We start from the raw sequence: 19966 nt of genomic DNA on the forward strand, positions 1-19966 counted from the left end.
GGCGTCTCTCTCAGGCGGGGGTTAGGATTGCGGTCACGCACTATTCCTATGCGTTCGACGTGGGGTCGGTGGTTCGACCCGCGACGTCGGGTGAGGCGTTCAGGAGGACCCTTATGACCGCAGTGGCCCCCAAGCCGGTCCACGAACTCGACCACCCGCCGGGTGAACCCACGGGTGATGCCCGGCCGGGCTCGTTCGTGTGGAAGATGCTGACGACGACCGACCACAAGTTGCTCGGCATTATGTACATCGTCACCTGCTTCATCTTCTTCTTCGCCGGCGGCCTCATGGCGCTGCTCATCCGGGCGGAGCTCTTCTTCCCGGGTATGCAGTTCCTGTCGAATGAGCAGTTCAACCAGCTGTTCACCATGCACGGCACGGTGATGCTGCTGCTCTACGGAACCCCGATCGTCGTCGGGTTCGCGAACTACATCATGCCGCTGCAGATCGGCGCCCCCGACGTGGCGTTCCCGCGCCTCAACGCGTTCGGCTTCTGGCTGTTCGCGGCGGGCGGCACGATCATGCTCTCCGGCTTCCTGACCCCCGGTGGCGCGGCGTCCTTCGGCTGGACCATGTACATGCCGCTGGCGGACAAGATCCACTCGCCGAACGTCGGCGCGGACCTCTGGATCCTCGGGGTCGGCATCGGCGGTATCGGCACCATCCTCGGTGCCGTCAACTTCGTCACCACCATCATCTGCCTGCGCGCACCGGGTATGACCATGTTCCGGATGCCGATCTTCACGTGGAACATCCTCGTGGCGTCGGTCCTCATCCTGCTGATCTTCCCGCTGCTCACCGCGGCCGCGCTCGGCGTCTTCTACGACCGGCAGTTCGGCGGTCGCATCTACGATCCGGGCAACGGTGGCGCCATCCTGTGGCAGCACCTGTTCTGGTTCTTCGGTCACCCCGAGGTGTACGTCCTCGCGCTGCCGTTCTTCGGCATCGTCTCCGAGGTCTTCCCGGTCTTCTCCCGCAAGCCGCTGTTCGGCTACGCGGGCCTGGTCTTCGCGACCCTCGCGATCGCCGCACTGTCGATGGCCGTGTGGGCGCACCACATGTACGTCACCGGCGCGGTGCTGCTGCCGTTCTTCTCCTTCATGACGTTCCTCATCGCGGTCCCGACCGGCGTGAAGTTCTTCAACTGGATCGGCACGATGTGGCGCGGCAAGATGACGTTCGAGACGCCGATGCTGTTCGCCCTCGGCTTCATCATCACCTTCCTCTTCGGCGGTCTGACCGGCGTGATGATGGCCTCGGCGCCGATCGACTTCCACATCTCGGACACGTACTTCATCGTGGCGCACTTCCACTACACGCTCTTCGGCACCATCGTGTTCGCCACGTTCGCCGGCGTGTACTTCTGGTTCCCCAAGATGACGGGCCGGATGTACGACGAGCGGCTCGGCAAGATCCACTTCTGGTTGATCTTCATCGGTTTCCACACGACGTTCCTGGTGCAGCACTGGCTGGGCAACCAGGGCATGCCGCGCCGGTACGCCGACTACCTGGACTCGGACAACTTCACGGTCCTCAACCAGATCTCCACCGTCGGTTCGTTCATCCTCGGCATCGCGATGCTGCCGTTCATCTGGAACATCATCAAGAGCTGGCGCTACGGGGAGATCGTCACGGTCGACGACCCGTGGGGCGCGGGCAACTCCCTCGAGTGGGCGACCTCCTGCCCGCCGCCGCGCCACAACTTCGTGACGCTGCCCCGGATCCGCTCCGAGCGCCCCGCGTTCGAGCTGCACTACCCGCACATGAGCGAGCGGATGCGTGCGGAAGCCCACGTCGGTGGACGGGTCAAGGCACAGGACCCGGACTCGGCCAAGGATGTGGCCGACCGGGGACCATCCCCGCAGAAGGGCTGACCGCCCGCCCGTACTCACCCACGGGCGTAGGTCCCGGGAACCCCGTCGGCGGCTCGTCCACCGGCGGGGTTTCCGCTTGTCAGGCCCCGCAACACCAGCACCGCCCTCCCCGATCACCTGTCAGGAGTACATGTGAGCACCACCGGCACCCCGGCTCTCCTCACCGTCACCGGGCCCGACCGCCCGGGCGTGACCGCGCGGGTGATGTCCGTTCTCGCGTCCCACCACGCCGATCTGGTCGACGTGGAGCAGGTCGTCGTCAACGGCCATCTGTCCCTGGGTCTCATGGTCCGGGTGGACGACGGCGCCGATGTGGTCACCGTCGTCCGGGAGCTCACCGAGCAGGTCCACGACCTCGGGATGCAACTCGAGGTCCAGTTCGACGACATCGCCCCCGCGGCCCCGCCCTCGACGCACGCGGTCGTGATTCTCGGCAGCCCCGTCCCGGCCTCCGCGTTCTCGGCCGTCGCCGGCTCGCTGGCCTCCATCGGCGCGAACATCGACACGATCCGCGGGATCGCCGACTACCCGGTCACCGGTATCGAGTTGCACGTGTCCACCGCCGGCCGGGACTCGGCCGACGATGCCCGCCTGCGCGAGACCCTCGCCCCCCTCTCGGACGCCCACGGCGTCGACATCTCGGTGGACCGGGCCGGGCTCGGCCGTCGGTCCAAGCGACTGGTGGTGTTCGATGTGGACTCCACCCTCGTCCAGGGCGAGGTGATCGAGATGCTCGCCGCGCACGCGGGCAAGGAGGACGAGGTCCGGGCCGTCACGGAGCGTGCCATGCGCGGAGAGCTCGACTTCGCCCAGTCCCTGCACGAGCGTGTCGCGACGCTGGCAGGTCTGCCCGCCACCGTGCTGGACGAGGTCGCCTCGAGCATCGTGCTCACGCCCGGTGCCCGCACCACCATCCGCACGCTCAAGCGGCTGGGGATCCGTTGCGGGGTGGTCTCCGGCGGCTTCATCCAGGTGATCTCCGGCCTCGCCGAGGAGCTGGGACTCGACTTCGCCCGCGCCAACACCCTCGAGATCGTGGACGGCACGCTCACCGGCCGGGTGGTCGGCGAGGTGGTGGACCGCGAGGCGAAGGCCGCCTACCTCCGCGAGTTCGCCGACGAGCTCGGCATCTCCCTGAGCCAGACCGTCGCGGTCGGTGACGGCGCCAACGACATCGACATGCTCACCACCGCCGGGTTGGGGATCGCGTTCTGCGCGAAGCCCGCCCTCCGCGAGGTGGCGGACGCGTCGCTGTCCAAACCGTTCCTCGACACCGTGCTGTTCGTGCTGGGGATCACCCGCGACGAGATCGAGGCCGCGGACACCGCCGCCGGGACGTACCGCCGCGTCCCTCTGACGTGACCGGCGCGCCCGGGGTGGGGGAGGGCGCTCCCGAGCTCGATGCGCCCGCGAACGGCGGCCCGGCGACCGGTGCCGCACTCGACTGGTGCCACGCCAGACTCCGGGCGGGCTCGGCCGGCGCCGAGGACCCCGAGGATCGTGCGACCGTTCGGTCGATGCCGATCGTGCTGCACCTGCCCAAGGCGGACCCGCCGGCCCGGACCCCGCTGCTCGAGTCGGTGGCCGGCGCGGTCGCGGCGCTGTGCCTCGACGAACGGGTCGCGCCGGGAGGGCCGTGGCACGAGGCCTACGCCGCGTGGTTGGACGCCCGCATGCGCAAGATCGCCCGACGTGCCCGCGGCGCCCAGTGGCGGGCCTCGCTCGAGGTCCCCGGGGTGACGCGGGAGATCGACGGCGCCGCCGCTCGGGCGTTCGTCCCCGGCCCGGTGGACGAGGTGGACCCGCGGCTGGCCAGACTGCAGATCGGCGGCACCGACCTCGAGCGTGACGAGCCCGGCGCGCCGCCCGAGGGGACGCCGGCGGTGTGGATCGACGGTGCGCTCGAGATGTCGACGGGAAAGGCAGCGGCGCAGGTCGGCCACGGGGTCATGCTGCTCATCGCCGCGATGGAACGCGATCGTCTCGATCGCTGGCTGGCCGACGGGCTCCCGGTCGCCGTCCGCGAAGCCGATCCCTCCCGGTGGCGGGACCTGGCCGAGGCGGTGGCCGCCGGGACACCGGGAGTCGCCGCGGTGGTGGACGCCGGCTACACCGAGGTGGCGCCGGGGTCGCTCACGGTCATCGCCGTCGACGCCTGAGCGGCGCCCCGGGGAGCGTTCAGGCGTCGCGCAAGCGCTCCAGGGCGCCGGTCACGACGTCCTTGTCGGTGGTCTGCCAGAACGGCGGCAGCGAAGCGCGTAGGTATCCGCCGTACCGCGCGGTGACCAGACGGGAGTCGAGCACCGCCACCACGCCGCGGTCCTCGGTGCGGCGGAGCAGCCGGCCCACGCCCTGGGCGAGCAGGAGGGCGGCGTGGTTACCGGCGACGGCGAGGAACCCGTTCCCCCCGCGGGCCGCCACCGCACGCTGACGCGCCGAGAGCAGCGGATCATCGGGACGGGGGAACGGGATGCGGTCGATCACGACCAGCGACAGGGTCCGTCCCGGGACGTCGACGCCCTGCCACAGCGACAGGGTGCCCACGAGGGTCGTCTCCTCGTCGTCGGCGAACGTCGCGACGAGGTTGGCCGTGGAGTCCTCGCCCTGGCAGAGGACGGGGGTGTCGAGTCGTTCGCGGAGCAGTTCCGCTGCCGCCTTCGCCGCGCGCATCGACGAGAACAGTCCGAGCGTGCGGCCCCCGGCGGCGGTGATGAGATCGACCAGTTCCTCCTCGGCCGCGGGCGACGGGCCCTCCCGGCCGGGCGCGGGGAGGTGAGCTGCCACGTAGAGGATGCCGTTGCGGCGGTAGTCGAACGGGGATCCCGCGTCGAGGCCCGTCCACCGCAGTGCGCTCGCGTCGTCGTCGGAGGGCGGTTCGAGCGACACCGCGCTCGCCGTGTCCGGGCGTGCCGACGAGGCGGGCGGCAGTCCCCAGGTGGCGGCGAGCCCGTCGAACTTCCCGCCCGTGGTGAGGGTCGCGGAGGTGAGGATCACCGTGGACTCGGCGAACAGGCGGGCACGCAGGAGCCCGGCGACGGACAGGGGAGCGACGCGCAGGATCCGTCCACGCCGGTCCTCCACGCTCATCCACACGATCTCGAGGCGCTCGGTGACCGGCCGCTCGAACGAGGAGAGGATGCGGTCCGCGGCGTCGGCGATCTCGTCCAGCGCGGCGAGGGTCTTCTGACGGTCGGAGGCACCCTGTGGGTCACCGGCGGCCTCTCCGGGCTTGGGACCCGGGACCGCGCTGCGACAGTTCTCGGCGGTGTGGCGGACAGCGGCCAGCGCGAGGTCCGCGCCCTCGGGCATGAGGTCCCATCGCGCCTCGGGACAGATCTCCAGCAGCGTCGCGAGGCCCTCCCCGGCGGCGACCATGCGGTCCGCGGTCTGCTGGTCGACGAGCTTCGCCGCCCGGCGCGCGGCCTGGATCACGGCCGCGCCGGTGAGTTCGGCGGTCGTCACCCCGGTCACCCGGTCGGACAGCTCGTGGGCCTCGTCGATCACCACCGCGTCGTGTTCGGGCAGCACGGAGACATCGGTCATGGCGTCGATCGCGAGCAGCGCGTGGTTGGTCACCACCACGTCGGCGCGGCCGGCCTCCTGGCGGGCCAGTTCGGCGAAGCACTCGGAGAACTCGGGGCAGACCTGGCCCAGACACTCGCGGCTGGTCACCGACACCTGCCGCCACGCCGCGTCGGAGACACCGCGGGGCAGGTCGTCGCGGTCGCCGGTGTCGGTGTCCTGCGCCCAGTCGTGCAGGCGGGCGATCTCGCGGCCCAGCCACGAGCTCGGGCCGGTGTCCCGGGGGGTGGCCTCACGTGGGGTGCGCGCGGCCGTGGACTCGCCGCCGAGGGGCAGGTCGAACAGTTCCTCGGTCTCCACCTCCTCCGGGTCGGCCTCGTCGACCGGCCCCGAGCTCACCCGGTGCAGGCACAGGTAGTTGCCCCGGCCCTTGAGGATCGCGTGGGAGGGACTCACGCCGAGTTCCGGGCGGAGCGCCTTGGACAGGCGCGGCAGGTCGCGGTCGACCAACTGGTTCTGCAGCGCGATGGTCGCGGTGGAGACCACCACGGTGTTCCCGGTGGCCACGGCGTGGCGCAGCGCCGGCACCAGGTAGGCCAGGGATTTACCGGTGCCCGTGCCGGCCTGGACGGCGAGGTGTTCCCCCGTCGCCAGGGCGTTGCCCACGGCCTCGGCCATCGTCACCTGGCCCGTGCGTTCGCTGCCGCCCAGGCCCGCGACCGCGGTGGCGAGCAGGTCGGAGACGGGAGGGAGCGAGTCGGTCACGCGGATACCCTAGCGGCCGCACCGGACAGTGGCCCGGGCCGCCGGGCGGCTCGGGGGCAGACCCGGGCGGCTCGGAGGCAGGCCCGGCCGGCTCGGGGGCCACCCGGGTGCGTCGGCGGTCGACCGATTGCTCCGCTCAGCGGGTGGCCGGGGGGATGACCCTCACGGGGATGGCGGGGTCGCCCTGACTCAGCGCGAGCCCCTCCCACGGCAGGGACACCATCACGGCGGCGTGGTGGGCGCGTGACTGTTCGAGGGTCGGGAGCCCGGGTACGGTCTCGCCGCCCCGGATCAGCGGGACCATGAGATCGCGCGTCTCGAGACCGGGCTCCCCGGGGGCGTCCCCGGACCACGGCAGCAGCACCTCCTCGACGGCGGTGCCCGAGCGGCGGTGGTGGCGGACCGCCCGCTTGGCGCCGGGCAGGGACTCCTTCTGGGCGGAGCGCTTGGCCACGGGGATCCCGTCGACCTCGACGAGTTTGTAGACCATGCCGGCGGTCGGGGCGCCCGAGCCGGTCACGAGCCGGGTGCCGACGCCGTACACGTCGACCGGCTCCGCGCGCAGAGCGGCGATCGCGTACTCGTCGAGATCCCCGGAGACCACGATCCGGGTGTCGCGGGCGCCGAGGGCGTCCAGCTGACCGCGGACCTGGCGGGCGAGCACCCCCAGGTCCCCGGAGTCGATGCGGACGCCGCCGAGTCCGGGCCCGGCGACCTCGATCGCCGTCGCCACGCCCTTCGCGATGTCGTAGGTGTCCACCAGGAGGGTGGTGTCCGCACCGAGGGTCTTCACCTGCGAGCGGAAGGCGGCCGCCTCGTCCGGACCCTCCGGGCCGGTGTGCAGCAGGGTGAACGAGTGGGCGGACGTCCCGGCGGAGGGCACCCCGTGCCGACGCGTCGCCTCCACGTTGGAGGTGGAGTCGAACCCGGTGAGGTAGGCGGCCCGGGCCGCGGCGACCGCTGCTTCCTCGTGTGTGCGGCGGGACCCCATCTCGATGATGGGGCGGCCGTACGCCGCGGAGGTCATCCGCGCGGCGGCGGAGGCGATCGCGCTGTCGTGGTTGAGCACGGACAGGACCAGGGTCTCGAGTACGACGCACTCCGCGAACCCGCCCCGGATGCTCAGCACGGGCGAGCCGGGGAAGAACAGTTCGCCCTCCGCGTAGCCGTCGACGTCACCCGTGAAGCGGAAGTCGCGGAGCCAGTCGGTGGTCCGCTCGTCGAGCGAATCCGACAGCGCCTCGATCTCCTCGTCGTCGAACCGGAAGTCCGCCACGCGTTCGAGGAGCCGACCGGTGCCGCCGACCACCCCGTACCGACGGCCGGAGGGCAGGCGTCGCGCGAAGACCTCGAACACACACGGCCGGTCGGCGGTGCCGTCCGCCAGGGCCGCCCGGATCATGGTGAGCTCGTACTTGTCCGTGAGCAGGGCGGTGGACGGTCGCCCGGTGGGGGGCGTGACATGGGAGGGAGTCGGCGGGGTCACGAGGGCGACTCTACGGCGTGGCCTACCCGGCGGGAATCCGTATCCTGGGTTCCATGCACCCTGTGACGACACCGCTTGCGGCCGTCCGGAGCACCGCCCCGGTGATGGCGATGCCGTCGGCCGCGCCCGTGGAGTCCACGGACGCGGACCTCGACGGTGGGGTGGACAGCCCCTGGCTCACCGTGGTCTGGGACGACCCGGTGAACCTGATGAGTTACGTGACGTACGTGTTCCAGCGGGTGTTCGGCTACAGCAGGGAGAAGGCGCATGACCTGATGCTCAAGGTCCACAACGACGGTCGGGCGGTGGTGTCGTCCGGCAGCCGCGACAAGGTCGAGAACGACGTCCGCAAGCTGCAGGAGGCCGGACTGTGGGCCACGATGCAGCGGGAGGCGTGAGGCGGTGAAGGCGTGGCAGCGCAAGGCGTCCCTCGGTGGGGCGCGCATCAAGTCGGTCATGGAGAACCACGAGGTGCAGATCCTGCACGCCCTGGTCTCCAACGTGGTGGACATGCTCGAACAGCGCCGGGACTCCGCCCCGCGCGATGAGCTGGCCGAGATCACCGGGATGCGCAGCGGCCACTCGCAGGTGCCCGCCGAGGCGCCCCTGGCGCGGTTGTTGCCGGACTTCCACCGCCCCGAGGCGGCCGACCGTGCGGACGGGTCCGACACGGACGGGGCGGCCGTCGCGCGGGCCCACAACTCGGGCATGCGGATGATCCACGAGCCGGCGATCATCGACGCGAAACTCGGCTGCGCGGGCGTGGTGTTGCGTTCGTTGCCGTCGCGGGGCGGGACGGTCTCGCTGACCCTCGAGCAGGCGAACTCGTGGATGCGGTGTCTCAATGATGTGCGACTGGGGCTGGGCGCGGTCCTGCTGGAGGCGGGCTCGTCCGACGGGGTCGCCGCCACCGACATCCCCGAGTACGTGCCCGACGATGACCCCCGGTCCGCCCAGTTGGACGTGTACCACTGGCTGACCTTCATGCAGGACTCCCTGTGCACGGCCCTCGACGGGCAGTGAGGAGAACATCGTGAACCGAGACCCCCGTTCGCCGTGGCCGGGTACCGGCGCCGGCCCGACCCGCCCGGTAGACCCGGGGCCGCGGCGCTGGCCGGCCCTGGTCCTGCTGTGGTCGTTCGTCGCCCTGATGTGGGTGGTCGAGGCGGCGGACCAGGTGATCATCGCGGCGATCGGACCCCAGCAGACCCTCGACGGCTACGGGGTCCAGCCGCTGGCGACGGACGGGCTGCTCGGCATCGTGTTCCAGCCGTTGCTGCACGGGGACTGGGCGCACCTGATCGGTAACTCGATCGCCCTGCTCGTGCTGGGGTCGATCATCGCCCTGTCCGGGATCCGGCCGCTGGTCACCGTCACCCTCGTGTCGTGGCTGATCTCGGGAGTGGTGTCCTGGTTGCTCGGCGGCACCGGGACCGTCCACATCGGGGCCTCCGGGATCGTGTTCGGCTACATCTTCTACGTCATCGTCCGGGGCTTTTTCTCCCGGCGCATCCTGCACCTGGTGATCGGACTGGTCATCGGCTTCTACTACGGGCTCGAGGCGCTGGCGGGCCTGTCGCCGATGCTGGACGGGGTGTCCTGGCAGGGCCATCTCGGGGGCGCGATCGGCGGCGTGGCGTCGGCGTACGGCCTCAAGCGCGACCGGAAACCGCAGCAACAGCTCGCCACCCAGCCGCGGTGGTCCGCCGGACCGCGGAGGTGACGCGCCCCGACCCGCAGGCTCCCATCGGGGTGTTCGACTCGGGCGCCGGCGGTCTGACGGTGGCCCGGGCGATCGTGGACCAGCTCCCCGACGAGTCGGTCGTCTACGTCGGTGACACCGCCAACGGGCCGTACGGTCCGTTGCCGCTGGCCGAGGTCCGGGCGCACGCCCTCGCGGTGGCGGACCAACTCGTCGACCGCGGGGTCAAGGTGTTGGTGATCGCGTGCAACACGGCGTCGGCGGCGATGCTCCGCGACGCCCGCGAGCGCTACCCGGTACCGGTCGTGGAGGTCATCCAGCCGGCGGCCCGGCGCGCGGTGGCCACCACCCGGTCGGGCCGGATCGGGGTCATCGCCACCCGCGCGACGGTGGCGTCGCGGGCGTACGACGACGCGGTGGCTGCGGCCGCCGGGATCGAGCTGACGTCGGTGGCGTGTCCGAAGTTCGTCGAGTTCGTCGAGCGCGGCATCACCAGTGGCCGTCAGGTGCTCGGGTTGGCGGAGGCGTATCTCGCTCCGATCCGCGACGCCGACGTCGACACCCTGGTGCTCGGGTGCACTCATTACCCGTTGCTGTCCGGTGTGGTGCAGTTGGCGGCGGGGGACCACGTCACACTGGTCTCGAGCGCGGAGGAGACCGCCAAGGACGTGCTGCGGGTACTCACCGCGCAGGACCTGTTGCGGCCGCACGACGCGGCCGAGCCGGCGACCCACGAGTACCTCGTCACCGGTGATCCCGACGCCTTCCGCCGGGTGGCGTCACGGTTCCTCGGCCCCGGTCTGGTGACCGTCGGGCGGGCGGTGGCGGACTGATGGACGGTGACACGCATCGCGGGCACAGCCGCGAACACCACGACACGCGGTGCGACGTGGCACGATGGTGCCCATGTTTCTGACTGTCCTCGGGTGCTCGGGAAGTATCGGTGGACCCACCTCGCCGGCGTCCGGGTATCTGGTCGAGGTCGACGGTCTCGCCCCCGTGGTGATCGACATGGGGCCCGGTGTCCTCGGCGCACTGCAACGACACGTGGCCCCCGAGGACGCGACGGTCCTGCTGTCCCACCTCCACGCCGACCACTGCCTGGATGTCCCGAGTCTGTTGGTCCTGCGGCGCTTCGGCCCCGGTGCGAAGGGCGCGGGCCGCGTGCCGCTGGTCGGGCCGTCCGGGACGGCCTACCGGATCGGGGTGGCGTCGGCGGAGGAGCCGGGGACGGTCGACGACCTGTCGGACACGTTCGACGTGGCCACGTGGGACGTCGCGCCCGAGGTGGAGATGAGGGGCGACGACGACGAGGTGGCCCTGCGCGTGCGGGCCGACCGGGTGGAGCATCCTCCGGAGTCGTACGGATTGCGCCTGACCTCCCGTAGCGGCCGGGTCCTGGCGTACAGCGGCGACACCGCCTATTGCGATGCCCTGGTCGAGCTGGCGGTCGGCGCGGACGTCCTGCTCTGTGAGGCGTCCTGGACGCACGAGGAGGGACGCCCGCCGGGCATCCACATGTCGGGGGCGGAGGCGGGCCTGACCGCTCACCGCGCCGGCGTGGGTCGTCTCGTGCTGACCCACATCCCGCCGTGGGTGGACCGCGAGGCGGTCCACGCGGAGGCGGCCGCCGAGTTCGGCGGGGAGATCCTGCTGGCGGAGCCGGATCTGCGGATCACCGTCTAGGAGGCGGGTCGGCTAGAAGGCGCCCCGGCCACCGGCATGGCCCCGGCCCCCTCCCGCCCCCGGCCCCCTCCCGCCCACGGCCCCTCCCGGCCGCTCCTGGCTTGTGGGCCACTCCCGGCTTGTGCTGGGGGAATGCACGCAAACGCCGGGGTTGAGCTGCGCGAATGGACCAAAGGGAGCGCATAGGTCAGTCCGGCGGCGTGAGCGTCGGCGTCTCACCGGCGGCACCTCGGCAGGAGGCGTCCGCCGGCCCCACCCACGCCGCCTGCCCCTCAGGCGCGGGCGTCCGGCGGCTAGGATCGGCGGTCGTGACCTCATCGAGCATCAGCAGAGCAGACGGACGCGGCGACGCCGACCTGCGTGACGTGACCATCACGCGGGGATTCACCTCGCACCCGGCGGGGTCGGTCCTCGTCACCTTCGGGCAGACCCGCGTCATGTGTACGGCCAGCGTCACCGAGGGCGTGCCGCGGTGGCGCAAGGGTTCGGGCCTGGGATGGCTGACGGCGGAGTACGCGATGCTGCCGGCCGCGACCCACGAACGCTCGGGCCGGGAGTCGGTCCGCGGCAAGGTGGGCGGACGCACCCACGAGATCAGCCGTCTGGTGGGCCGCTCCCTGCGGGCCTGCATCGACCTGTCCGCGCTGGGGGAGAACACGATCGCGCTGGATTGCGACGTCCTGCAGGCCGACGGCGGGACACGGACCGCGGCGATCACCGGCGCGTACGTGGCCCTGGCGGACGCGATCACGTGGCTGCAGGCCAAGGGCGCGGTCACCGGCAACCCGCTCACCGGGGCGGTCGCCGCGGTGAGCGTCGGCGTTGTCGACGGCCGCGTCCTGTGCGACCTGCCCTATGAGGAGGATTCGCGGGCGGAGGTGGACATGAACGTGGTGTGCACCGACGGAGGCAAGCTCATCGAGGTCCAGGGGACCGCCGAGGGCGCGGCGTTCGGCCGCGACCTGCTGGACGCGATGCTCGACTCGGCGCAGGCCGGCTGCGAGCGACTTTTCGAGATACAGCGCGAAGCCCTCGCGGCGCCGTACCCGGGCGAGTTGCCCTCGCCGCCGGCCGCACGGAACCGGGGGCGGTAGTCGTGACCGTTCGCCTGGTGGTCGCGAGCCGTAATGCCAAGAAGCTGGCCGAGCTGCGCCGGGTGCTGGAGTCGGCGGGGATCGTCGGCATCGAGCCGGTGGGACTGGACGAGGTGCCGGAGTACCCGGAGGAGCCCGAGGACGGCGCCACCTTTGCGGACAACGCGCTGATCAAAGCCCGGTCCGGTGCGCTGGCGACCGGCCTGCCGTGCCTGGCGGACGACTCGGGACTGGCGGTGGACGCCCTGAACGGGATGCCCGGGGTGCTCTCGGCCCGCTGGTCCGGACGCCACGGCGACGACGCCGCCAACAACGAACTCCTGCTCGCGCAGTTGTCCGACGTCCCGGACGAGCGCCGGGGGGCGGCATTCGTCTCGGCGTGCGCGCTGGTCGGACCGGGCGTGCCCGGCGAGGTCGTCGAGGAGGGTCGCTGGCCGGGGCGCGTGCTGCGGGAGTCGCGCGGGGAGGGCGGGTTCGGGTACGACCCGCTGTTCCTGCCCGAAGGGTCGGATCGTGCGGCAGCCGAGCTCAGCCCGCAGGAGAAGGACGCGGACTCACACCGCGGCCGTGCCCTGCGCGCCCTCGTTCCGGCCCTGCGCGTGCTCGCCGAACGCGGCTGACAGCACCCCGGCCGGACATCACTTCGACGAGAAGGACGTTCCGCACACGTCGCCCGAGAGGGGAGGGTGCGGAACGTCCTTGTCGATGAGGGGGGTGGGTCAGACCGCGTACTCGGTGCGCACGTCGCGGGTCCGCTTGTGCTCGAACCAGAACGACAGGAACGGGATCGTCCCCGCCAGCGCGGTGAGCAGGGTGCGAGACGCGGGCCAGCGGGCCTTGATCGCCAGGTCGAGCGTCATGAAGAGGTACAGGATGTAGAACACTCCATGGGCCTGACCGATGTAGGTGAACCAGTCCGGGGCGTCGGACGAGCTCTCCAGGATCAGGTACTTGTAGATCATCTCCACGGTGAGCACGAGCAACCACACGCCGGTGATCCAGGCCAGGACCCGATAGCGCTTGAGCGCGCCGGCGATCCTGCCCCCCGGATCGGGCTTGCGGTTGTCGGTCTGCTGGGTGGCTGCGGCGGTCATGAAGCAGGCTTCTCCTGATGGGTGCCGTCGGCCCGGTCTTTCCGGGCGAGTTCGGCGAGATAAGAGTTGTAGGCGTCCAGGCCCTCGTCCCGGACCGCCTCGTCCCGGGCGGGTCGACGCGTCGGCAGCAGGTCCGAGGGGATCTCCGTCATGACGGGGCCGCGGCGCCGGCCGGTTCGGTTCTTCCCGGTGATCGCAGTGACTCCGGAGGGCCGGCCGACCTCGTCGTCGTCGCCGTCGTCGCCGCCGCCGTCGTCTTCCGCGTCGCCCCCCGCCCGGTGCCCACCGTCGACGCCGTCCGCGGCGGCGATCCGGTCACCCTCGTCGGCCTCCATGCGCACGTACTTCAGGTACGCGTAGACGAGGAACCCGGCGAGGAACGGCCACATGAACGTGTACCCGAGGTTCTGCGCGGTCCCGGTGGCCTCCTGGTAGCGGGCGAGCTGCCACAGCCCCATGCCCATGCAGAAGATCGCCCCCAGGACGACGAACGCGATCCACGCCGGGCGGTGCTTGACCCTGGTCCGCGCCGGGTCGCCGGAAGCCGTGGCACTTCCGGTCGCGTGGGAGCCAAGGGTGTCGGACACGCCTCCACGGTACCGCTGACCACACGGTAAACTCATCTCGCCCGGTACCCCCGGGTGACGCGCCCGTGGCGGAATTGGCAGACGCGCTGGATTTAGGTTCCAGTGTCTACGGACGTGGGAGTTCAAGTCTCCCCGGGCGCACTGGTCTTTCCACTCGGATCGGGTGATCAGGATGAGTAGCCGGACAGCCGCGAGAGCAGCGGCCGCGTCGCTGATTCTGGTGGGCTGGACGGTGGTGAGCGGTTGCGCCGAGTTGGATACTGCGGTGAACGGGCAGCTCTCGTCGGTGGCCCCGGGGGGTCGGACTGCGGTCGAGCCCCCGGCGGAGCCGTCCCCGGTGGAAGCGGAGACGAACGTACAGCGGAGCGAGAACGGCCTTCCGCCTCTGGACGCCAGCGAGAGGCTCCGCGACAGCGCCTGCGCGAAAGCGGACGACATGATCGCGAGGGACTACTGGGGGCACACCGCGCCTGACGGCAGCGGCGGCCCGTCCACGTTCATCCGGGAGGCCGGTGTCGACTACTCCAGGGCTGCCGAGAACCTGTTCTATTCGTCCACGGGCGGTCCGGATCCGGTCGCCAACTGGATGCAGAGCCCAGGCCACAGGGAGAACATCCTCGACCCGGACCTCACCCGCGTGGGTGTCTGCCTGCGGACGGCCGCGTACCAGGGCCTCCCGGAGGCTCATCTCTACGTCCAGCACTTCGCCACCCCGATGTCGGAGAGGTAGAAGGAACCGTCGTGGTCGGTACGGTCCGGGCATGTGGTTCGACAACTGGTCCGACATCCTCCGGATACTCCTCGTGGGCACCGCGGCGTACCTCTTCCTCGTGGTGGCGATCCGGGCGTTCGGTAAGCGCACCCTCGCGCAGCTCAACGCCTTCGACTTCATCGTCACCGTCGCGCTGGGTTCGACGCTGGCGACCATCATCCTCAGCTCCGACGTGTCGTGGGCCGAGGGCGCGGTCGCCCTGGCGCTGCTCGCCCTCCTGCAGTACGTCGTCTCCCAGTTGAGGCGACTGCCGGGCGGGCGTAAGGCCCTCACCGCACAGCCGACTCTGCTCGTCCGCGACGGGGTCATCCTCGACGACCAGCTGGCGCGGCACCGGCTCACGCACGCCGACATCCGCCAGACCCTCCGCTCCTCGGGTATCGGGGACCTCGGCGAGGTCGCCGCCGTCATCCTGGAGAGCGACGGGAGCAGGAGCGTCATCACCGGTTCGCAGCTGGGCAACGGCTCCGTTCTCGACGACGTCCCGGGGTGGCCGCGACGCGACGCGGACTGACCCGCCGGCGAGGGGGCGCGGACTGACCCGTTGGCGGGGTGCGTCAGAGGGCGGCGAGAACAGGGTCAGAGAGCGGCGAGGACCTCGTCCGCGATCTCGGACACCGGCAGGGTGATCGGGCAGACGATCCCGGTCTCGTCGGCCTCGAGCGGCTCCACGGTGCTCAGCTGGGACTCGAGGATTCGCTGGGACGCGAAGTGCCCCCGGCGGGCGGCGAGTCGGGCCGCGATGAGCTCGGGGTCGGTGCCGAGTTCGACGAAGAACACCGGGCGCTCCACCTGCCGCAGGATGTCGCGATAGGCACGTCGCAGCGCCGAACACGCGACGACGAGCCCCGTGCCGCTGCCCATCGTCCGATCGCGTTCCCGCATGCCGGCCCGGACCGCGGCCAACCACGGCCGGCGATCATCGTCGGTCAGGGGCTCACCGGCGCTCAGCTTCCGGCGGTTGGCGGGCGGATGCACGTCATCGGCGTCGAGGAACGGCGCACCGAGGCGTTCGGCGATCACACGGGCGACCGTCGACTTCCCGGCGCCCGAGACGCCCATGACGACGATGTGAGGTCCGGACACGGGCGACGACGGCGTCAGATGGTGAAGGCCAGCGACCCGAGGATCGTCCGGCCCAATTCCTCGTCGCCACTGATCTCCACGCCGCTGCCCGGCTCGGCGACGATCCGGCCGGTCGCCGCGCGGACGAAGGTCGGAGTGTCGAAGACCAGCTCCACGGTGGGCTGCGCGGTGTCGTCGACGTCGGCGAGGGCTGCGCGTCCGTCCACGACGACATCGGTGGCCAGCGGCAGATCGGTGCCCGCCTCACCCGTGACGCGGAACCGGACCCGGGAGCCGTCCGGCGCGGCGGCCTTCTTGCCGACGATGCGGGGCAGGGCGTTCACGATCTCCCCGACCGCGAACCGGCCGATGTCGCCGCCGAGGTGATGCTGCATCCCGATGGCCTGCCGGATGTCGTCCTCGTGGATCCAGCAGTCGAAGACCCGCACACCCATGAAGCGGCGGAACGGGACGCGGCCGACGGGGGAGTCGGTCTCGGCCTCGAGGTCTGCGGCGCTCATCTCGGAGAGCTGCTCCGTGCGCTCGGCGACGACGTCGCGGAAGTCCTCGAACGCGTCCTCGACAGCCAGCGGACGCGCCTCCTGGACGAACTTCTCGTTGAGCTCCGCGATCGGGTTGAGCACATACTCACGGGCCGAAGCCGGCAACTCGATATCCGGGACCTCCTCGCCCGCGAGCAGGTGCTCGGTGCCCGCCACGTGCGCCACGACATCCCGGACGGTCCACCCCGGCAGAGGAGTCGGCGCGACCCAGTCGTCCCTCTTGAGTCCGGCGAGCAGTTCGTCGAGACGCTTCCACTGCTGGATGAGGTGCCGGACCTCCTCGGGGGCCTGTCCGGCGGGCGCGGCGGCGGGGGCGTCGGTGGCGGCATCGGGGCTGTTGGTGTCCATGGTCACACGCTACTGCGGCGCCGCCCCGCGGGTAGCGTCTGCGGCATGTCGCCGACCACGACCGACCGTCCCACCCTCGCGATCCTGGGAGCCGGTGGCGACCTCACCGAGCGACTCCTGCTCCCCGGGTTGGGGACCCTGCTCGCCACGGATCCCGACCGTGACGTCACCGTCATCGGCTCCGGGCGTTCCGGGATGGACGACGGTGACTGGCGCGACCTCGTCCGCGGTGCGTTGCGCGCCGGAGACCGCTCCCCGGAGCAGGTCGACGGGATCGTGGACTCGACCCGGTTCGTCGAACTGGACGTGACGGACGCCGAGGCCTTCTCCGACTTCATCGACGGGCTGGACGGACCGGTGGTGCTGTACTTCGCCCTCCCACCGGCCGTCACGGCCGCAGCGTGTGAGGGCCTGCGCGGGCGCCCACCGCGCGACGACGTGCGGTTCGCGCTGGAGAAGCCGTTCGGCGACGACCTCGCCTCGGCGCGCAGGGTGAACGCACTGCTCACCGACCTCGTGCCCGAGGACCGCGTGTACCGGGTCGACCACTTCCTCGGGGAGGCGACCGTGCTCAACATCCTCGGCATGCGGTTCGCCAATCGCATCATGGAGCCGGTGTGGACCGCGGAACACGTGGAGCGCATCGACGTGGTCGCGGACGAGACGCTCGCCCTCGAGCGCCGCGCCGGGTACTACGACTCCGCGGGCGCGCTCGTCGACATGCTCCAGTCCCACCTGCTGCTGGTGGTGGCGCTGGCGACGATGGATGCACCCGCGCGCCTCGACGCCACCGAACTCCACGACCTCATCGTCACCACGCTGCGTGCGACGCGCGTGTGGGATGGCGATCCGCTCGTTTCCTCGCGCCGGGGCCGCTACACCGCCGGGCGGGCGGGTGGCAGGGACGTGGTGTCCTACGCGGATGAGGACGGCGTCGACCCGGCTCGGGGGACCGAGACGTTCGCCGAGGTCGTCCTCGAGATCCGGAATCAGCGGTGGGCCGGGGTGCCGGTGCGCCTGCGGTCGGGCAAGGCGCTGGGCGAGGACTCGATGCGGGTGACGGTGACGTTCCGGCCGCCGCGCCACGTGCCCGGGGCGTTCTCGGGGGATGTTCCGCCGACCCGGCTGACGATCGGGATCGCGCCCGACCGGGTGTCCCTCGACCTGGCGACGAACGCGGCCGACGACCGGTTCACGCTCGAGAGCACCCGGCTGGCCGCTGACCTGGGGGACAGCGAGCTGCTGCCGTACGGGGAGGTCCTCGGACGCATCCTCGACGGCGACCGACTGCTGACGGTCCGCGGTGACGTGGCCGAGGAGTGCTGGCGGATCCTCACTCCGGTGATCGAGGCGTGGGAGGCCGGCGGGGTCCCGCTCGAGGAGTACGAGGCGGGTTCCGACGGCCCGGCGGTGGGCGACCGCCGGGAATGACCCGGCCCCGGGTCCGTGGGCGGAACCGGGGCCGGGAGCTGCGGTTGGGCGGGGTCAGCCCCTGCCGCGTTCCGCCGCTTCTCGGACGGCACCCTCGTCGACCCCGTCGGGGTGGCTCGCGTAGTGGACGATGCTGGCGACGAGTCCGCCCCAGATCACGAGCAGGAACAGGACCATCATAATGATCGCGGGAGCATCCATTGCTCAGGCCTCCTTGGTCTTGCGGGGGGACGCCGTCGCACCGGACGGGCGGTCGGCGGCGGGAGGGGTGAGGCCCTCCTCGTAGGCGAAGTCGCTCGGATCGTCGTCGACCGTCGGGGGGCCGTCGAGCTGACGGGACCCGCGCCACGGCAGGAGGGACAGGACCACCGACAGCACGAGGATCGTGGCGATCATGCCCCAACCCCAGACGCCGAGGACGGATGCCTCGTACCCCTCGTACGGTTCGGAGATCAGGGTCATGATCTCGCGGATGAGGGAGTAGCCGAGCACGAGCGGCGTGATGACGGCCAGGCACACGATCCAGAACGTGCCCACCCTCCACGAGGACACCGAGTTGAGGTGGTCGCGCAACTGCGGGGCGAGTCGCATGCCGAAGATCACCACGACCAGCGCGATGAGCGAGATGCCGACGATGCCCAGACTGTTGACGAACTTATCGAGGATGTCGAGGTTCTGCAGGCCGGTCTCGGTGGGCATGAGCAGCAGGGAGATGGCTGCCATCGGGACGCCCACCGCCAGCGTGGCCGCGGTGCGCGAGGACCCGATCTTGTCCTGGAAGGACGAGATGACCACCTCGGTGATGGAGATCAGGGACGTGAGGCCCGCCAGGATGAGGCAGAGGAAGAACACGACGCCCCAGATCGGCCCGCCCGGCATCTGCGAGATGAGGGCGGGGAAGGCGATGAACGCCAGGCCCGGGCCGCCCCCGACATCGTCCCAGCCGGCTCCCGCCGACGTGGTCACCAGGAAGCCGAGGGTGGCGAAGACGCCGATGCCGGCGAGGACCTCGAACGCCGAGTTGGAGAAGCCCACGACCAGGCCGGAGCTGGTGAGGTTGGTCTTGCGCTTGAGGTAGGACGAGTAGGTCAGCATGATGCCGAAGCCGACCGACAGGGAGAAGAAGATCTGACCGTAGGCGGCGATCCACACGGACGCCTCCGTGAGGACGCCCCAGTCGGGCGTGAAGAAGTTGTTGAGGCCCTCGAGCGCCCCCTCGAGGAAGAGGGAGCGGACCACCAGGGCCGCGAACAGGGCGACCAGCAGCGGGACGAAGAACATCGCGGTTCGTCCGATGCCCTTCTGCACGCCGGCGAGGAGGACGCCGAGGGTGGCGATCCAGACCACCGCGAGGACGATGGCGATGCCCGGCACGAAATCGATGCCGAACCCACTGCCCGCGCGGAGGAAGTCCTCGGCGAAGAAGGTCGCGGACTCCTCGTAGGTAGAGCCCCACCGCTCATCGAGCGAGAACCAGGCGTAGCTGGCAGCCCAGGCGATGATGACCGCGTAGTAGACGGCGATGACGAAGGAGACCAGGACCTGGATCCACCCGATGGGCTCGGCGAACCGGTTCATCCGCCGGAAGCTCAACGGGGCGGATCCGCGGAAGCGGTGACCGATCGCGTAGTCGAAGAACAGCAGGGGGAGACCCGCGGTGAGGAGCGCCACCAGATAGGGCAGCAGGAAAGCGCCGCCGCCGTTGTCGTAGGCCACGAAGGGGAAGCGCCAGATGTTCCCCAGGCCGACGGCGGAGCCGATGGCGGCGAAGACGAAGACGGAGCGACGGGAGAACGTCTCCCGGGGCTTCACCCCGCTCCGGGTGGTTGGTCGTGTCATGGGACGACTCCTTGTCGACGGGCGGGCCCTCGGGCCCGCGCGGTCCTGTCATGGGACGGTGCGTGCGTCCCCGGCGTGTACCAACTTCTAGCCCGGCCGTTGCGTGGTGGTGACCGGATCGACGCAATCTCTGCATCG

At 71.0% G+C, this 19966-nt stretch carries 21 protein-coding genes and 1 tRNA gene; 14 read left to right on the forward strand and 8 right to left on the reverse strand.

The genetic code is table 11. From position 1 onward, the window contains the following. Nucleotides 1-113 precede the first annotated feature (113 nt). The 3 genes from ctaD (at nt 114) to VZF99_RS04535 (ending at nt 4033) form a co-directional block, all read left to right on the forward strand. Complete coding sequence (ctaD, locus tag VZF99_RS04525; protein WP_407335789.1) at nt 114-1874, forward strand: cytochrome c oxidase subunit I; 1761 nt, start codon at nt 114-116, stop codon at nt 1872-1874. A 132-nt stretch (nt 1875-2006) separates the two neighbouring features. Then, nucleotides 2007-3236, forward strand: coding sequence for a phosphoserine phosphatase SerB (serB, locus tag VZF99_RS04530; RefSeq protein WP_120286380.1), 1230 nt, complete (start codon nt 2007-2009; stop codon nt 3234-3236). Continuing rightward, nucleotides 3233-4033, forward strand: coding sequence for a peptidyl-tRNA hydrolase (locus tag VZF99_RS04535; protein ID WP_244200909.1), 801 nt, complete (start codon nt 3233-3235; stop codon nt 4031-4033). Before serB ends, VZF99_RS04535 begins: the two co-directional genes overlap by 4 nt. A gap of 19 nt (nt 4034-4052) precedes the next feature. On the opposite strand, the gene VZF99_RS04540 is transcribed toward VZF99_RS04535, so the two are convergent. Continuing rightward, nucleotides 4053-6161: an ATP-dependent DNA helicase gene (locus tag VZF99_RS04540; protein WP_069389762.1), complete on the reverse strand. Its 2109-nt coding sequence runs from the start codon at nt 6159-6161 to the stop codon at nt 4053-4055. A 136-nt stretch (nt 6162-6297) separates the two neighbouring features. After that, the gene (locus tag VZF99_RS04545) at nt 6298-7647 is read right to left on the reverse strand and encodes a nicotinate phosphoribosyltransferase (RefSeq protein WP_407335791.1); all 1350 of its coding nucleotides are present in this window, start codon (nt 7645-7647) and stop codon (nt 6298-6300) included. A 53-nt stretch (nt 7648-7700) separates the two neighbouring features. Between VZF99_RS04545 and clpS the strand changes: the two genes are divergently transcribed. The 7 genes from clpS (at nt 7701) to VZF99_RS04580 (ending at nt 12749) form a co-directional block, all read left to right on the forward strand. Continuing rightward, a complete protein-coding gene (gene clpS, locus VZF99_RS04550) occupies nt 7701-8045 on the forward strand; it encodes an ATP-dependent Clp protease adapter ClpS (protein ID WP_096907308.1) in 345 nt (114 codons plus the stop codon). Between the two features lie 4 nt (nt 8046-8049). Then, nucleotides 8050-8670, forward strand: coding sequence for a DUF2017 domain-containing protein (locus VZF99_RS04555; RefSeq protein ID WP_120286378.1), 621 nt, complete (start codon nt 8050-8052; stop codon nt 8668-8670). A gap of 10 nt (nt 8671-8680) precedes the next feature. Continuing rightward, nucleotides 8681-9370 carry a rhomboid family intramembrane serine protease gene (locus tag VZF99_RS04560; protein WP_120286377.1) on the forward strand — a complete coding sequence of 230 codons (690 nt, stop codon included), beginning with the start codon at nt 8681-8683 and terminating at the stop codon, nt 9368-9370. Further along, complete coding sequence (gene murI / locus VZF99_RS04565; protein WP_120286392.1) at nt 9367-10182, forward strand: glutamate racemase; 816 nt, start codon at nt 9367-9369, stop codon at nt 10180-10182. Before VZF99_RS04560 ends, murI begins: the two co-directional genes overlap by 4 nt. A 73-nt stretch (nt 10183-10255) precedes the next feature. Then, entirely contained in the window at nt 10256-11035 is a 780-nt protein-coding gene (locus VZF99_RS04570; protein ID WP_120286391.1) for an MBL fold metallo-hydrolase, read from the forward strand. Between the two features lie 308 nt (nt 11036-11343). Beyond that, a complete protein-coding gene (gene rph / locus VZF99_RS04575) occupies nt 11344-12129 on the forward strand; it encodes a ribonuclease PH (protein WP_132062084.1) in 786 nt (261 codons plus the stop codon). A 2-nt stretch (nt 12130-12131) separates the two neighbouring features. Next, nucleotides 12132-12749 carry a non-canonical purine NTP pyrophosphatase gene (locus tag VZF99_RS04580; protein WP_120286375.1) on the forward strand — a complete coding sequence of 206 codons (618 nt, stop codon included), beginning with the start codon at nt 12132-12134 and terminating at the stop codon, nt 12747-12749. Nucleotides 12750-12848: 99 nt separating this feature from the next. Here the strand turns inward: VZF99_RS04580 and VZF99_RS04585 are convergent, their stop codons facing one another. After that, nucleotides 12849-13223: a DUF3817 domain-containing protein gene (locus tag VZF99_RS04585; protein ID WP_407335792.1), complete on the reverse strand. Its 375-nt coding sequence runs from the start codon at nt 13221-13223 to the stop codon at nt 12849-12851. After that, entirely contained in the window at nt 13220-13810 is a 591-nt protein-coding gene (locus tag VZF99_RS04590; RefSeq protein WP_407335793.1) for a hypothetical protein, read from the reverse strand. The genes VZF99_RS04585 and VZF99_RS04590 overlap by 4 nt, the downstream gene beginning before the upstream one ends. 59 nt (nt 13811-13869) lie before the next feature. On the opposite strand from VZF99_RS04590, the gene VZF99_RS04595 reads away from it, so the two are divergent. From VZF99_RS04595 to VZF99_RS04605, 3 genes are all read left to right on the forward strand, one after another. After that, nucleotides 13870-13951 (forward strand) — tRNA-Leu (locus VZF99_RS04595). A gap of 31 nt (nt 13952-13982) precedes the next feature. Next, complete coding sequence (locus VZF99_RS04600) at nt 13983-14540, forward strand: CAP domain-containing protein (protein ID WP_407335794.1); 558 nt, start codon at nt 13983-13985, stop codon at nt 14538-14540. 31 nt (nt 14541-14571) lie between these two features. Then, nucleotides 14572-15096 carry a DUF421 domain-containing protein gene (locus VZF99_RS04605; RefSeq protein WP_407335795.1) on the forward strand — a complete coding sequence of 175 codons (525 nt, stop codon included), beginning with the start codon at nt 14572-14574 and terminating at the stop codon, nt 15094-15096. Between the two features lie 65 nt (nt 15097-15161). Here the strand turns inward: VZF99_RS04605 and VZF99_RS04610 are convergent, their stop codons facing one another. Both VZF99_RS04610 and VZF99_RS04615 read right to left on the reverse strand, forming a co-directional pair. Beyond that, nucleotides 15162-15668, reverse strand: coding sequence for a gluconokinase (locus tag VZF99_RS04610; RefSeq protein WP_253003349.1), 507 nt, complete (start codon nt 15666-15668; stop codon nt 15162-15164). Nucleotides 15669-15682: 14 nt separating this feature from the next. Further along, nucleotides 15683-16558: a maleylpyruvate isomerase family mycothiol-dependent enzyme gene (locus VZF99_RS04615; protein WP_120286362.1), complete on the reverse strand. Its 876-nt coding sequence runs from the start codon at nt 16556-16558 to the stop codon at nt 15683-15685. A 45-nt stretch (nt 16559-16603) separates the two neighbouring features. Here VZF99_RS04615 and VZF99_RS04620 point away from each other — a divergent pair, with 45 nt between their 5' ends. After that, the gene (locus VZF99_RS04620; protein ID WP_407335796.1) at nt 16604-17989 is read left to right on the forward strand and encodes a glucose-6-phosphate dehydrogenase; all 1386 of its coding nucleotides are present in this window, start codon (nt 16604-16606) and stop codon (nt 17987-17989) included. Nucleotides 17990-18043: 54 nt separating this feature from the next. Here the strand turns inward: VZF99_RS04620 and VZF99_RS04625 are convergent, their stop codons facing one another. Together VZF99_RS04625 and VZF99_RS04630 are read right to left on the reverse strand one after the other, a co-directional pair. Further along, a complete protein-coding gene (locus VZF99_RS04625; protein ID WP_120286360.1) occupies nt 18044-18190 on the reverse strand; it encodes a methionine/alanine import family NSS transporter small subunit in 147 nt (48 codons plus the stop codon). A 3-nt stretch (nt 18191-18193) separates the two neighbouring features. Continuing rightward, complete coding sequence (locus VZF99_RS04630) at nt 18194-19828, reverse strand: sodium-dependent transporter (protein ID WP_407335797.1); 1635 nt, start codon at nt 19826-19828, stop codon at nt 18194-18196. Between the last annotated feature and the right edge of the window lie 138 nt (nt 19829-19966).

The organism is Dietzia kunjamensis, from assembly GCF_045689975.1.
Taxonomy (GTDB): domain Bacteria; phylum Actinomycetota; class Actinomycetes; order Mycobacteriales; family Mycobacteriaceae; genus Dietzia; species Dietzia kunjamensis.